This window comes from Methylobacillus glycogenes JCM 2850 (genome assembly GCF_000617925.1).
Taxonomy (GTDB): Bacteria; Pseudomonadota; Gammaproteobacteria; order Burkholderiales; family Methylophilaceae; genus Methylobacillus; species Methylobacillus glycogenes.
Map to the genome: position 1 here is coordinate 468,850 of NZ_BAMT01000001.1, position 14,732 is coordinate 483,581.

At 53.5% G+C, this 14,732-nt stretch carries 12 protein-coding genes and 2 pseudogenes; 10 read left to right on the forward strand and 4 right to left on the reverse strand.

Translation table 11 applies throughout. The features are described 5' to 3' along the window. Nucleotides 1–48: 48 nt before the first annotated feature. From JCM2850_RS02210 to JCM2850_RS02225, 4 genes are read right to left on the reverse strand one after another with little or no spacing between them, the layout of a single operon-like run. Nucleotides 49–855: a formylmethanofuran dehydrogenase subunit C gene (locus JCM2850_RS02210; RefSeq protein ID WP_025869617.1), complete on the reverse strand. Its 807-nt coding sequence runs from the start codon at nt 853–855 to the stop codon at nt 49–51. Further along, on the reverse strand, nt 852–1,760 hold the full coding sequence (gene fhcD / locus JCM2850_RS02215) for a formylmethanofuran--tetrahydromethanopterin N-formyltransferase (RefSeq protein WP_025869618.1): 909 nt from the start codon (nt 1,758–1,760) through the stop codon (nt 852–854). Before fhcD ends, JCM2850_RS02210 begins: the two co-directional genes overlap by 4 nt. Further along, a complete protein-coding gene (locus JCM2850_RS02220) occupies nt 1,760–3,436 on the reverse strand; it encodes a formylmethanofuran dehydrogenase subunit A (RefSeq protein ID WP_025869619.1) in 1,677 nt (558 codons plus the stop codon). Before JCM2850_RS02220 ends, fhcD begins: the two co-directional genes overlap by 1 nt. 22 nt (nt 3,437–3,458) lie before the next feature. Then, the gene (locus tag JCM2850_RS02225) at nt 3,459–4,754 is read right to left on the reverse strand and encodes a formylmethanofuran dehydrogenase subunit B (protein WP_234406031.1); all 1,296 of its coding nucleotides are present in this window, start codon (nt 4,752–4,754) and stop codon (nt 3,459–3,461) included. Nucleotides 4,755–5,131: 377 nt separating this feature from the next. Between JCM2850_RS02225 and JCM2850_RS02230 the strand changes: the two genes are divergently transcribed. The 10 genes and pseudogenes from JCM2850_RS02230 (at nt 5,132) to fae (ending at nt 14,730) form a co-directional block, all read left to right on the forward strand. Continuing rightward, nucleotides 5,132–6,127, forward strand: a complete 996-nt coding sequence (locus tag JCM2850_RS02230; RefSeq protein WP_234406032.1) for a beta-ribofuranosylaminobenzene 5'-phosphate synthase family protein — start codon at nt 5,132–5,134, stop codon at nt 6,125–6,127. A 129-nt stretch (nt 6,128–6,256) separates the two neighbouring features. Then, nucleotides 6,257–7,156, forward strand: a complete 900-nt coding sequence (locus JCM2850_RS02235) for an NAD(P)-dependent methylenetetrahydromethanopterin dehydrogenase (RefSeq protein ID WP_025869622.1) — start codon at nt 6,257–6,259, stop codon at nt 7,154–7,156. A 31-nt stretch (nt 7,157–7,187) separates the two neighbouring features. Beyond that, entirely contained in the window at nt 7,188–8,312 is a 1,125-nt protein-coding gene (locus JCM2850_RS02240; RefSeq protein ID WP_025869623.1) for an ATP-grasp domain-containing protein, read from the forward strand. Nucleotides 8,313–8,516: 204 nt separating this feature from the next. After that, nucleotides 8,517–9,499, forward strand: a pseudogene (gene mch, locus JCM2850_RS16500) (methenyltetrahydromethanopterin cyclohydrolase). Nucleotides 9,500–9,520: 21 nt separating this feature from the next. After that, the gene (locus JCM2850_RS02250; protein ID WP_025869624.1) at nt 9,521–10,444 is read left to right on the forward strand and encodes an ATP-grasp domain-containing protein; all 924 of its coding nucleotides are present in this window, start codon (nt 9,521–9,523) and stop codon (nt 10,442–10,444) included. After that, complete coding sequence (locus tag JCM2850_RS16505; RefSeq protein ID WP_036265362.1) at nt 10,441–11,280, forward strand: triphosphoribosyl-dephospho-CoA synthase; 840 nt, start codon at nt 10,441–10,443, stop codon at nt 11,278–11,280. The genes JCM2850_RS02250 and JCM2850_RS16505 overlap by 4 nt, the downstream gene beginning before the upstream one ends. Nucleotides 11,281–11,498: 218 nt before the next feature. Beyond that, complete coding sequence (tal, locus tag JCM2850_RS02260) at nt 11,499–12,449, forward strand: transaldolase (RefSeq protein ID WP_025869625.1); 951 nt, start codon at nt 11,499–11,501, stop codon at nt 12,447–12,449. Between the two features lie 143 nt (nt 12,450–12,592). Further along, entirely contained in the window at nt 12,593–13,222 is a 630-nt protein-coding gene (gene hxlA, locus JCM2850_RS02265) for a 3-hexulose-6-phosphate synthase (RefSeq protein ID WP_025869626.1), read from the forward strand. Between the two features lie 111 nt (nt 13,223–13,333). Next, nucleotides 13,334–13,878, forward strand: a pseudogene (hxlB, locus tag JCM2850_RS16510) (6-phospho-3-hexuloisomerase). A gap of 315 nt (nt 13,879–14,193) precedes the next feature. Beyond that, nucleotides 14,194–14,730, forward strand: a complete 537-nt coding sequence (gene fae / locus JCM2850_RS02275) for a formaldehyde-activating enzyme (protein ID WP_025869627.1) — start codon at nt 14,194–14,196, stop codon at nt 14,728–14,730. Nucleotides 14,731–14,732 lie beyond the last annotated feature (2 nt).

Below are 14,732 nucleotides of genomic sequence, written 5' to 3' on the forward strand. Positions count from 1 at the left end.
TTACTGCATGACAAAATACTGTGCTTACAGTGCTTTTGTTTTAACAGCCTATTTCAAAACCAGAATTTCACCCTTGCCGTCGTTGGCAATATCGCCAGCATAGCGCTGTACGCGGTTCTGTTTCAGGCTGGCGAACTTGCTGGGGAAGTTGGCAAATGACTTGAACATCAGGCTGAGGAAGGGCAGGGTGTGGGTGCCGCAATCCTGCAGGGTAGCGTGCAGCTTGGGTTCTTGTGTCAGCAATAATGTGCCGCGGCGCATGCCGTAACCCAAATAATCGCCTACCGTACCCAATACGCCTATGGTGCCAGCCAGCATGCGCGATGCGCAGTAGGCACCGACATTGCCTTCAATCAGGATAATGCCGCGACGCATCTGGTCACCCGCGCGCTCACCCGCATTGCCCGTGATGATGACTACGCCACCTTTCATGCCTTTGCGGTCGCCAGGCAGGGCGGCGGCGAGGAAATCACCCACACTGCCATTGATGTGCAGCGTACCACCTGCCATGCCGCTGGCAGCAAAGGCATCGGCATCACCGTTGAGCACAATTTCACCCTTGCGCATCTGCAAGCCCAGATAAGAGCCTGCGCCACCATTGATGGTGATGCGGCCACCGTTCATTTTCTGGCCTATATAGTCCAGCTTGCGGCTGGCCTGAGCAAAGATGATGTCGTTGGCGTCATCGCCGCTGATATCGAAGACTTGATCTACACGCAACTGCTGGCGGCCACTGACCAGGGTAATGGCAGCAATCTCAGCAACGCTCTTGTCAGCGAGTTGGTCCGGGGTCAGCGGCGAGACATCTACGCGCTGCTGTAAGGGGGCTTTGAGGGTAAAGGTCAACGCGCTCATGCCATGATCTCCCTGAGTTTGAAGTGATAAGGGCCGAGCTTGCCGCCGTAGTTACCTGCGGAAATACGCTTGATGCCGTTCTTGGCACCCAACTCGCAAGCCGCGGCTATGCCCACACGCATGGCAACCCGGATATCAGGATCGGTCAGGCCATCAATCACGATTTCCATTACGGATTCGATCTCGGGGGACAGCTCGGTCTTGGTGATGCCTTTGAGAGTAGGGCAGAAGGCATCATTGGTCGAGGCGATCAATGCCTTGTACTTGGAGCCTACCTTGGAGCCTGAGCGCACAACGCCGCCAGGGAAAGGCATGATGACATTGGGCACCTTGCTCATGGCATCAATTGCGGCTTCACACGCGGCCAGCGCCTGCGGTTGCGATTCCGCCAGAATGAGGAAATTGCCACCGCCGACCGAGCGAATCATGCCTGTGCTTTCCTCAGTGAGGAATTCACCATCCATGACAGGCACGCGCCAGTAGCGCTTGCCGTTGAATAGCTTGGAGGTCTGGAAGCCATCGCCGAAGAAGCGCAGGTTTTTGCCGAGGTTGATCTTGGTGATCTCGGCATAGCCTTCGTCTATGCCGGAGAATGCTGCTGCGGTAGGGCAGGTCAGCACACATTGGCCCATACGGGTTTCCAGTTGCTTGATCAGCACTGCGCTGCTCATGGCAAACATCAAAATGGAGACGCCGGGGCGGCCATCCGGAGTTTCTTCCGGGCTGAGTTCACGCTCTATGCCTGCTTCCACGCCGCAGGCAATCACCGAGGTCGCAAAGCCTGTCATGGCGCGGGCGGCATTGTAGGCCCAGCGCAAATTCTGCGCGGTGATGATGACACGCGTGCCGCGCATGCCGAAGGCTTCGGCAAAGGTGTCGTCTATGGTTACGCCGTTAATAATCATTATGCTGTTTTCTCCCTGCGGCCCTTGCACTCCTGGACGATCACGTTGCCGCGACCATCTTCTTCCAGTTCGGCTGCATTGACCTTGAAGTTTTCCATATTCATGGTGTGGTAGCGGTCAAAGTATTGCTTGAGGTCTTTTTCGATAGCCTTGTCGAAGTCGGGCTTGACCGTATGCGTGCTACCCCAGGTGACCTTGACCACTTCACCGTTGCGCACCACCAGTTGACCATCCTTGAACACATAATCTGGCTTGGCAAACATCGCTTCGCGATCTGGATTATCGGTATAGACGGTAATGTCTGCACCAGCGCCCACGCCCAAATGACCACGGTCATGCAGGCCGACCAGCTTGGCCGCACCCGCACGCGTCATGATGGCAATCTCGTACAGGCTGTATTCGCGTTCGATAGAGTTCAGCGTGCTCATGGCCTGGGCATCCAGATTGAGCTTGGTGAACATATCGTTACGGAAGCTCTTGTCCATCAGCAGGCGAATCAAATGCGGATAGCTGGTGAATGGCGCACCGTTGGGGTGGTCGGTGGTAAGGAAAATACGCCATGGGTCTTCGCTCAAAAGGAAGATTTCCAGGCCTATTGCCCACTGCAGTGCGTTGACGAAGTTTTGATCCTTGTACTTGAACGGCACTACGCCGCAGCCTGAATCACACTCGATATCCATCAGCACCGACTTGCGTGGTGAGCCGTGGCCGGAGTTGGCGTACTGGCGCATATTGTCGCCAGAAGCGGTCACGGTTTGGCCAAAGAGAATCTGCCCTACGTCAGCCGAGACGTTCTTGTGCTTGTTGAGTGCTTCGGCAATCGCAGCAGCGCCTGAGGAAAACTTGCGGTCACCCTCGGTACCATAGCTGTGAAACTGGATATGCGTAAGGTGGACTGGGTAGCCTTCAACCGCGCCCATGGTCTTGAGAGTGGTTTCCACATTGCCGGGCACACCGAGGTTGTTGCCGTGTACGTGCAGCGGGTGGGCAATGCCCAGCTCATAAACCGCACGCGTCAGCGATTGCAGCACTTCACGCGGCGTGACCTGGTAGTGCACATTTTCTTCATCCAGATTAAGCGCGCGCTGGTTGAACTTGAAGGCATTGATACCGCCTGGGTTCACTACCTTGATGCCTATGGCCTGGGTGGCATGCAGTATCCACGCCACATAATCGTTGATGGCGTTCTGATCTTTCTTGGCGGCCAGCATGCGCAGGAAGTAATCGTCACTGCCTATCATGGCGTAGCCACCCTTATCGATAATAGGGGTGTCGCACATTTCCAGATGCGATTGGCGCGCATTGACCGGGGATAGTGCAGGCTCGAAACCTGCGGTGTAACCCATCTCGGCGTAGCGATAACCTGTGGTGAGTGTCGAAGGTGCGGCATGACCACAGCCAGAACGGCAGGCATCAGTGTGCTGGGAAGGGTGGGCACGATGATCTTCAGGCAGCATAAGACGGGCAATATTGACCTTGCCGCCGCCAATGTGAGTGTGCATATCAATGGCACCGGACATCACCACCTTGCCACGCAGGTCATATTCCTGGTCTATGGGTTCGGCATCACTGGGACGTTCTACGATGCGGCCATCGCGGACATAAATGTCCATGACCTTGCCATCGATCTGGTGTGCGGGATCGTAAACCCGGCCACCGGTAAGTTTGATGAGCATGTTGCTGGTTCCTTATTCTTGCTTAAGCGGTCTTGAGCGTGGCTTCGATGGCAGACAGCACATCAGCCAGGGTCGGCAGGTCGGTTTCCCTCAGCTTGCGCAGTGGCAAGGTGACCGAGCTATCGCTGCGGAACTGCGCACCGTTGGCTTCCAGGCCAGGCACGGCGATCGGGATAAACACCTCAGCGGGTTTTTCCAGAGCAGAAGCCGGGTGACCAATCACAACCGTGGGCAGTGTGGTTGCGGGTGGCTGGCGCTCGGGGTTGAAGCTGTTAATCCAGATCAGGGCGTCAGCCTCACCTTCGGCCAAGAGACGCGTGGTTTCATAGTGATAGGGATCGTAATCCGGGAACCCTCTACGGTAGGAGCTACGGAAAGGATAGCCGCTGATCCAGGTGCTGACGTTATAGGCGCTGACGTCACCATCATTGCCGCTCAATGGCAGACCAGCGCTGCGCGTGGTCTTGTTTAAATGTTCAACAATGCCAACCACATTCTGGATGGCCAGTTCGGCATGGGGGAAATCGAGTGCGCTGCCAGTCCAGGCCAATACGCTGTACTTGGCGGCTTGCAGTCTATCGGCGAGCTTTTGCAGGTCTGCAGTGGCAATGCCAGCGACATTTTCTGCCTTCAATGGCTTGCCAGTCAGCAGTGCGCGCAAGGCAGCCAATACTTCAGGCACCCGGTCAATATCACAGGGCAGAACATCAGGCTTGCGGCCAGAGGGCGAAACGCCAGCGCTGGTGTCCAGGTTACGGCCACCCAGATACACGACTTCACGTGCATCGGTATCGGCAGTGAACATGGCTTCCTTGTTCCAGATCATGCGCTCAAAGAAGCGTGGGAAATAGCTGACCACATCGGTGCCTATGACGACCAGCAAATCAACGCGATTCTTTACCTCGCTCAGCGTGGTGACATACCAGCCAGAATTCTGCACCACCAGAATATTCTTCATGGAACTCTTGGAGTTCATGTGATCTATGGTGGCCCCTGCGCTTTCCGCCAGATTCATTACTGCGCGCATGCCGTAGACATCGGTGGCCAGTCCGCTCAGCAGCGGGTGCTTGGCCTTGGCAAACAGCTGCGCTGCATGGGCAACGGCTGCTTCCAGTGTGGCTGGCTTACCTTGTATGCTGGGGGTGCTGGCAGCGCGTGGGCGCTCGAAGAAGGCTTGGCTTTTGGCGCAAGTGGGGGATTGCAGGGAGAGATTGCCGTCGGCATCGCGGTTGAGCGTGAGGTCATCGCTAAGAAGACCATCGCTGGGAAGCGCGACGGCTTCCAGGGTTGCGGCCGGGAAGTGGGTTGCTTGAGTCATGTTCTCCATCCGAAAACTGTTAGTTCCTCATAGTACATGTCTTGATCAGACATGGTGGAAGCCTATGAATCGGCTTCTGTGCTCGCAAGCTTGTAGATTGCAGGCCGGATTATACCTCTTGATAGAGGCGCAATGTAGGCCACTAAAGCGCAAGAGGGCAATTTACCGCAAACTTTCATCTCTGTCCTAGCATTCATTTCTAGCATTCATGGCCATGAGTTTTTTGTTTGCGCATAGTGTGGATTCAGCTATGCATATTTTCTTGTCGCCTGTTTGGCAAAAGTGATACACGGCTTTTTAAAGTGGCACCCGCTGGGCTACAATATCGGCTTGAAGCATGGGGGGATAGCCATCACCTGTGCTACTAGGCATCAAAAATGCCGCTCACCCGCAAGCTGAAGGAAATGATCATCGTTAAGCAAGGCGTCAGTGTTGTTACCACAGCACGTTTGCACATGGGGTTTTTTGACCTTAATGGGGACCTGGGACGCCGATTTGGCAGTATAGGGGTTTCACTCAATCAGCCCGCCACCGCATTACATGCCTGGCAAGCTGCGCAATTCAGCGCGGAAGGGCCAGGTGCTGCCCGCGCGGTCAAGATTGCCGAGCGTCTGGCGGCATCCCTGCAACTGGAGGGTGCTATGCATATCCAGCTCCAGCATATTATTCCCGAACATGCGGGCCTGGGTTCGGGCACGCAAATGGCGTTGGCCGTGGGCCTGGCCATGAATCACCTTTACGGCCTGGGGCTGATGGTGAATGACGTAGCCCAGCTCACAGAGCGTGGCGCACGCTCAGGAATAGGTCTGGGTACCTTTGCCAGTGGCGGCGTGATTATTGATGGGGGTCGCGGTGCCAATACCGTGGTGCCGCCCGTGATTGCCCGTGCCGAATTCCCTGCGCATTGGCGCATTATCCTGATTTTTGACCGCACCGAAGTCGGTGTGCATGGTGAGGCCGAGATCTCGGCCTTCCGCAATCTGCCACAATTTCCGGCGGAAGCCGCGGCCATACTCTGTAGACATGTACTGATGCAGGCGTTGCCTGCGCTGGCTGAGCACGATTTGCCTAGCTTTGGCACTGCCATACGCGAGCTGCAAGCCCGTACCGGGGATTACTTTGCTCCGGCACAAGGCGGGCGCTATGCCAGCCCACGCGTGACCAAAGTGCTAAGCTGGCTGGAACAACTAGGTGTGGGCTGTTTCGGCCAAAGCTCATGGGGGCCTACGGGTTTTGCCATTGTTGAGCATCAATCCGAGGCGCTGGCCTTGCTTGCGCAATTGCGCACAGAATTCTCATCTTATGACGCGTTGGCGTTTGAGTTGTGTGAAGGACGTAATGAAGGTGGTGTGGTAAGCGATATTGCAGGCTAGCACTTTATAGCTTGAGTCTTTGAGCCTCACAAACAGGCGCGCAAACTGGCTGATGCCTTCTAGGCTAATGCATTTGCCATGTGTGCCATGGATAATCAATAAACTGGATTTTAATAAAAAGGTGGATATATGGAAAAAGTCTCGATTCTGCATCTGATCACGGCAGCAAAAAATGCTAGCCCATTTGATGTCAACATGGCGTTTGACGCAGGTTTTGACAAGATTGTGCCTTATACCAATGTAGAGCTGAAAGAAGTGACAGGCCTGGTGCAGGACGCGATTTTCTCGCGCAGCCCCAGCGGCGTGAAGCGTGAAAGCGTGTTCATTGGCGGTCGTGATATTGATGTGGCCATGGATATGCTGGACACCGCACGCAAGGCCATGGTGCCACCGTTTGAGATTTCCGTGTTTGCTGATCCTTCCGGTGCATTCACTACCGCTGCTGGCATGATGGCCAAGGTGGAGCAGCACCTGATCAAGAACTTTGGTGGTGATTTGAGTGGCCGCAAGGTTAGCGTGTTTGGCGCGACTGGCCCTGTGGGTGGTTGTACTGCCGTGATTGCTGCCAAGTACGGCGCTGAAGTTGAACTGGTTGCCCACCGTGCGGTAGCCGATGTAGAAGAAAAAGCTGCGGCCTATAACCAGCGCTACGGTATCAAGCTGGGTTACACCGACGGCAGTACCGATGAACTCAAGCACAAAATCCTGCACCGCACCGATATCGCCCTCTGTGCTGCTGCGGCTGGCATACAAGTGGTGAGCCTGGCCCAAATGGCAGGTTCGCCCACCCTTAAGGTAGTTGCTGATGTGAATGCCGTACCGCCTACTGGCGCTGAAGGTGTCGATGTATTCGCTGATGGCGTGGCCATCCCTGGTACCAATGCCTTTGGTATTGGCGCGCTGGCGATTGGTAACGTCAAGTACACCACCCAGCACAACCTGCTCAAGCAAATGCTGGAAGCCACCGAGAAGAAGGTTTACCTGGACTTCCTCTCCGCCTTCGAGACTGCACGTAATAGCCTGAAGTAATTCTGACCGCTGCAATCACGGGCTGGCCGCAATGACGCGCAAGCTAATTGTGGCCGCAGTGTCTGCCCGCCCTTATGTGGCGCTGGCAGCCACTGCGGCTTTTGATGTGATTGCGCTGGATATCTTTGCCGATGTCGATACCCAGGCTCTGGCGCAGCAAGTGCTGCGCCTGCCTTATCAGGATGGTGGTTTTGAACCCAAGGCATTTGCTAGCGCGCTGGCTTCACTGGCAGCAGAAGACATCATGGGCATGGTCTATGGCAGCGGTTTTGAAAGCCGTCTTGGGCTGTTGCAGATTGCAGCGCAACAGCTAGCTGTGAACACCCAGCATGGCTTGATAGGCAATAGCGTGGATAGTGTCAGACGCGCCAAGGATGGGCTGGTGTTTTTTGACTTGTTACGTCATTACAACATCCTGCACCCGGAAACCCGCACCCAGGCACCAGATCAGTCGCAAGGCTGGTTACGCAAGCGTATGGGCGGCTCGGGAGGCACGCAGGTGCACAGGGATTTTCAGGATGGTCCACCGGATACCAAAACGCTTAAGCCGTCTGAATTTGTCTACCAGCGCGAGTTATCTGGCACCCCGGTTTCATTGTTGTTTTTGGCCAATGCTCAGCGTGCTGAAGTCATAGGCTTTAACCAGCAGTTTTGTCAGCCAGGGGTGGGCATGCCTTTCCGCTATGGCGGTTTGGTCAGCCATGCGGATTTGCCTGCAAGTGCCAAACTGGCATTGCAAACTGCGGCAGCGCAATTGACCCAGGCTTTGTCGCTAAAAGGCTTGAATAGTCTGGATGCCATATTGGCAGAAGACGGCAAGGTCTATGTGTTGGAAATCAACCCCAGGCTGACCGCAAGTGCGGGCTTGTACGCGACTGATATTCCGCTGATGGAACTACATCTACGGGCAAGTTTAGATGGCGAATTGCCTGCCTTCCAGGTGCAGCCAGAAGCCAAAGCCTTGGCCGTATGCTATGCGCACCATGGCATGGAGATTGGTGATGGCGCGTGGCCGGAATGGGTGGCGGATATTCCGCCAGCAGGTACGGTGATTGCTCAAGATGAGCCTTGTTGTACGGTACAGGCGCAAGCCGTGCATGCAGCCGATGCTTGGGCGCTGGCGCAGGCTAGGGTGGCTGCTGTGTTAAAGCAGTAACAATGGCTATATATATTTAAGTTGATATATTTAAGTTGTTCTGAGTTTAAGTCATGTATTAACAGGCTCATGCTTAGGCGGTATAGTGCGGCAAAAACTGCGGCAAAAAACTGCGGCAAAAACCAAATTCTATTAACAGCATGACCTCCCCCCAGCAATGCTCAGGCATTGCCCCAAAAATTGAGTAATTAGGAAAGAAAAATCATGAGTGAAAACAAGCTGGACGTGAGTCTGTGGCCCAGTGTCAATCAATTGACCAATCCCCTGGTGCAGCAATTGATCAACAATGCCAAGGCTTTGCGTGTCAAGGTTGAAAAGCTAGATAACGGCGCGACCATTATTGATGCAGGCATCAAGCCGAAGGTGGCCTGGAAGCAGGTCGTTTGATTGCAGAAATCTGCATGGGCGGTCTGGGTCATGTGCAGTTGCAAAGCTCTACTGCTTTCCCGCACTGGCCATGGGCTTTGTCTGTGCATTCCAACAACCCTGTGCTGTCTTGCCTGGGTAGCCAGTATGCAGGTTGGAGCTTGTCGCATGAGAAATTCTTCTCGCTGGGTTCTGGCCCTGGTCGTGCGCTGGCTGGCCGCGAAGAGCTATATAAAGAGCTGGGTTATAAAGACCAGGCCGATGCCGCAGTGTTGGTGCTGGAAAGTGACAAAGTGCCGCCAGTGGAAGTGATAGAAAAAGTCGCGCGTGATACTGGTGTTGCCATAGACAAGCTGACCTTTATCCTCACACCTACCCGTAGTCTTGCGGGTACCGTGCAGATCGTGGCACGCGTGCTGGAAGTAGCCCTGCATAAGATACACACCCTGCATTTCCCGCTGGAGCATGTAGTGGATGGTATTGCCAGCGCACCGCTGCCACCGCCAGCGCCTGATTTCCTCATTGGCATGGGCCGCACTAATGACGCCATTCTGTTTGGTGGTCATGCGCATATATTTGTGAAGGGTAGCGATGAAGCCGCTGCCAAGCTGGCGCAAGAATTGCCCAGCAGTGCCTCGCGTGATTATGGTCGCCCCTTCGCCGAAGTATTCAAGGCAGTGAATATGGACTTCTACAAGATAGATCCATTACTGTTCAGCCCAGCTGCTGTGACCGTGACTGCACTGGAATCTGGCCGTAGTTTCACTGGCGGCAAGCTGGATGCAGCCTTGCTGGATCAATCCTTTGGCTATAGCGCTTAATCATTGAGTGTAGTTGGTAAGTTGAATCCCCGCATTCCCGTTTTTACTGATGATCCAGGCTGGCATGGCAAACGTCTGCAAGAGGCGTTTGCCCAGCGTGGACGCGAGGCCGTGTTTATCTCGCTCAAGGATTGCGCACTGAATCTAGGCGCGGCAGGCACGCTGCCTGTGCACATCCCTGGCTTTGAGCAGGGTTTGCCCGATGGTGTATTCGTGCGTGGCGTACCTGGCGGCAGTTTGCAGCAGGTAATTGCACGGCTGGATATTCTGCATGCGCTCAAGTTATTAGGTGTGACCGTCTATAACGATGGTCAGGCCGTTGAGCGCACGGTAGATAAGGCCATGACCAGTTTTCTGCTGCATCTCAATGGCGTCAGTACACCGCATACCTGGGTCTGTGAGTCACGGCATCAGGCGCAAGAGATCATCACGCGTGAAACCATGGCGGGTAGGCAGTTGGTGATCAAGCCCTTGTTCGGCTCTCAGGGTAAAGGGGTGCGCAAGCTGCAAGCGGGCGAGCGCATGCCTGCACCTATGGAAGAGCATGTTGATGGACTTTATTACCTGCAGTCTTATATAGATAGCGGCGAGGGCGCTTGGCATGACCACCGGGTGTTTGTAATCCGTGGCCGCAGTGTGGCGGCGATGATACGCCATGGCAGTCACTGGGTTAATAATGTGGCCCAGGGTGGCCGTTGCGAGTTGGTAGCCGCTGAGGGTGAGCTGGCGCAATTGGCAGAAGCTGCCGCCCATGCCGTAGGTGTGGATTATTGTGGCGTGGATGTGATTCGTGACCGCACTGGAAAGCTGTATGTGCTGGAAGTCAACAGCATTCCGGCCTGGAAGGGTTTGCAAGGCGTGGCAGGCATGGATATCGCGCTCAAGCTGGTGGATGATTTTCTAGCGCAGATACATGCCAGGCCAGTATTGGCCGTTGCTTCATGAGTAAGCTTGTGAGTAATGAAGTGATTGCGGCCGCCTTCAAACAGGCTTGCATGGCGGAGTTAACGGCGCTTAAGCCCGGCAATGTACATATCTTCTCTGATGGTCATGGCATGGTGGTGCAGCAGTTTATTCAGAGCGCCGACGCCGTGGCCGCTGTGATTGCGCAGCCTGGGCTCAAGGTGGGGGAGCGTATTCTCGCTGCCGTTGAAGCTACCTGGAGTGTGGTGGATTGCAATACCAATCTGGGTATTGTGCTGTTATGTGCGCCCTTGGTTGCAGCGGCTTGGGCCGGGCAGGGCAGTTTGCAGCACAGGTTGCAGCAAGTCTTGCAGGGCTTGGATGTAGAGGACGCCAATCTGGCATTCAAAGCCATTGTGCGCGCTAATCCTGCTGGCTTGGGTGGCAGCAATCAGCACGATGTGCATGCCGCCTCAGAAGTCAGCTTGCTCGCCGCCATGCAAGCGTCAGCCCAGCGTGACCGCATTGCCTGGCAATATGCCCATGACTTTGCCGATATCTTTGGTCTGGGCCTAAAAACTTATCAGCAGGCCTTGGACCGCTGGCAGAACGAGGCCTGGGCTGTGACCACACTTTATCTCACGCTGCTAGCCACTTACCCGGATAGTCATTTGCTGCGTAAATATGGGCTGGCGCAGGCAGAAGAGGTGAGGCTGCAGGCGGCAGAGCATCTACAGGCCTGGCTGGCACAGGACAACCCCAAACTTTATCAGCGCACCTTGTTGCAATTTGATGCTGATTTGAAGACAAATCGTCTAAATCCAGGCACTAGCGCTGATCTTACTGTTGCAACATTGATGGCCCATGCTCTGCAGTGATCAGGGATATATGGATAAGTCGTATTTTCAGTTATACTAATTCGATTAAGTAGCCGCGGGGCGTAGGTTAGCTCGTTTGAGCCTGTGTTTATCAGCCAGTCTCAACCATGCAGTCTAAACCATGGCCGTTCAGCCCCAACCCTGGTTCATAGCTTCATCATATGCATGCTTAATATCTGTCACGCTTAATTTCTGTATCTATTTCAAGGAGGAGCAATATGGCTAATTTATTCGATCAACTTAAGGAAATCACAACCATTGTGGCCGATACCGGCGACGTGGAAGCCATCAAGAGCGTTAAGCCCTATGATGCAACTACCAATCCTTCTTTGCTGCTGAAGGCTAGCACACTGCCACAATACGCTCCGCTGATCGACGAAGCGATTGCTTATGCCAAGGCTCAAAGCGGTGACAAGACCCAGCAAATCGAAGACGCAGCTGACAAGCTGGCTGTGCTGATTGGTCAAGAAATCCTCAAGCACATCCCAGGCAAGATCTCCACTGAAGTGGATGCACGTCTGTCCTTCGATACAGATGCCATGGTGCAAAAGGGCCGCAAGCTCATCAAGCTGTACCAAGACGCTGGTATCAGCAAGGATCGCGTACTGATCAAGCTGGCTTCCACTTGGGAAGGCATCAAGGCTGGTGAAATTCTTGAAAAAGAAGGCATCAACTGCAACCTGACACTGCTGTTCAGCTTTGCGCAAGCCCGTGCATGTGCTGAAGCTGGCGTGTTCCTGATTTCCCCATTCGTTGGCCGTATTCTGGACTGGTACAAGGCTAAGACTGGTGAAAACTACACTGCTGAAACTGATCCAGGCGTGTTGTCCGTACGTAAGATTTACGCTTACTACAAGGAACACGGCTACAAGACTGTTGTGATGGGCGCTTCCTTCCGTAACATTGGTGAAATCACTGCCCTGGCTGGTTGCGACCGCCTGACAGTTTCTCCTAACCTGCTGGAAGAGTTGAAGGCTACCGAAGGTAACCTGCCACGCGTACTGGTAGACAACGGTGCGACTGCACAACGTCCTGCTCTGCTGAGCGAAAAGGAATTCCGTTTCGATCAGAACGAAGATGCAATGGCGACTGAAAAGCTGGCCGAAGGCATCCGTGGTTTTGTAGTAGACCAAAACAAGCTGGAAAAGGCACTGGCTGAAAAGCTGTAATGCCGATTTGACCGGATGTCATGCCGATTTTGCGTTGACATCCGGCGCGTATGGCGATTACCATTGCCGTTCCGCTTTTTGCACAAAAAAGTAGTAATGATTTTAAGTAGTATTCAATTTGTAACCCTTTTGGAGGAAGTATCGTGGCATTGACACAAATGGCATTAGATTCATTGGATTTCGACGCGACTGTTGCGCTGGCTGAGAAAGTTGCACCTAACGTTGACATTCTGGAAATCGGTACACCATGTATCAAGCACAACGGCATCAAGCTGCTGGAAACTCTGCGTGCAAAGTTCCCTAACAACAAGATCCTGGTTGACTTGAAGACTATGGATGCTGGTTTCTACGAAGCTGAGCCTTTCTACAAGGCTGGTGCTGACATCGTTACCGTTCTGGGCGTAGCTGATCTGGGCACTATCAAGGGTGTAATTGACGCTGCTAACAAGTACGGCAAGAAGGCTCAAATTGACCTGATCAACGTTGCTGACAAGTCCGCACGTACCAAGGAAGTGGCTAAGCTGGGCGCGCACATCATCGGCGTTCACACTGGTCTGGATCAACAAGCTGCTGGCCAAACTCCTTTCGCTGACTTGGCAACTGTTACCGGCCTGAACCTGGGTCTGGAAGTTTCCGTAGCTGGTGGTGTTAAGCCTGCTACCGTTAAGCAAGTTAAGGACGCTGGTGCTACCATCATCGTTGCTGGCGCTGCTATCTACGGTGCTGCTGACCCAGCTGCTGCTGCTGCTGAAATCACTGGCCTGGCTAAGTAATTCAACTAGCTAGCTAGCAAGACAAGAATCCACCACACGTAGCTCCTAGAGCTAGTCTGGTGGATTTTTTTATGACATCACTTCAACGAGACACGTTTAAAGGTGAACGCTATGAATAAATATCAAGAACTCGTGGTCGGCAAGCTGACCAATGTATTGAATAGCACTGCTGAAGGTTTTGAAGACAAGATTCTGAACCTGGTGGCTGCTGCTGGCCGTACCTTCATCGGTGGCGCTGGTCGCTCCCTGTTGGTTTCCCGCTTCTTCGCGATGCGTCTGGTACACGCTGGCTACCAAGTGAGCATGGTAGGTGAAGTTGTAACGCCTAGCATCCAAGCTGGTGACCTCTTCATCGTGATTTCTGGTTCCGGTGGTACTGAGACTTTGCTGCCTTTGGTTAAGAAGGCCAAGAGCCAAGCGCCAAGATTGTGGTGATCTCCATGAAGGCACAATCGCCCATGGCTGAGCTGGCTGACCTGGTAGTTCCGGTTGGTGGCAATGACCCACAAGCCTTCGACAAGACTCACGGTATGCCTATGGGCACCATCTTCGAGTTGTCCACACTGTTGTTCCTCGAGTCGGCAATTGCCAAGCTCGTAGACGACAAAAACCTGACTGAAGAAGGTATGCGTGCTATCCACGCTAACCTGGAGTAATCCTTAGTTAGGCATGAATAAAACCCGGATAAACCAGCTTTGGTAATCCGGGTTTTTTATTTGGATTTGGCGTGAACTTTTACGGACGTGCTTATGACTAAAAGCCCGTCAGCAGATGATTGCAGCCGAATTGCAAAAAATAGTGGTATGGAAGCAAAGTATTGGTGTGACAATTCACATAGTTTTAACAAAACTATGTATAATGTTTAGCAAATTTTTAAGGCTTGACGTTAAACAGACGTAAGGCACTTTATGGCATAGCTAACCCGGCAATGTCAGGCTTGTTTCTACGGAAACTTTATATTGGAGAATGAAATGGCAGTTATTGATCGCGTTTTAGTAGGTGAAGCTCTTGTTATCGACAATCGTCCTGACGGCAGCGGCCTCGACCTGCTGAACGTAGCTCACATCGATCTTATTATTGGGCCACGTGGTAGCGCTGCAGAAGATGCTTTCTGCCGTACCCTGACTGACCAGAAGGAAGGCGTTAACGGCCTGCTGGCTATCGTTGCTCCTAACCTGATGGTTAAGCCAGCAACCGTGATGTTCAATAAGGTAACTATCAAGAACGGCAAGCAAGCTGTTCAGATGTTCGGCCCAGCACAGCGCGGTATCGCGATGGCTGTAATGGACTCTGTTGCTGACGGCACCATTCCACAAGAAGAAGCTGATGACGTGTTCATCTCCGTTGGCGTATTCATCGACAGCCGTGCTGACATCGATGAGCGTATCCAAGAGTGGAACTACCAAGCTACCCGTCAGGCAATCAAGAGCGCAGTTGCTCGTGAGCCTAAGGTTGCTGACATCCTGAAGGTATACAAGGAATCTGCTCACCCATTCCAAGCTAAGTAATT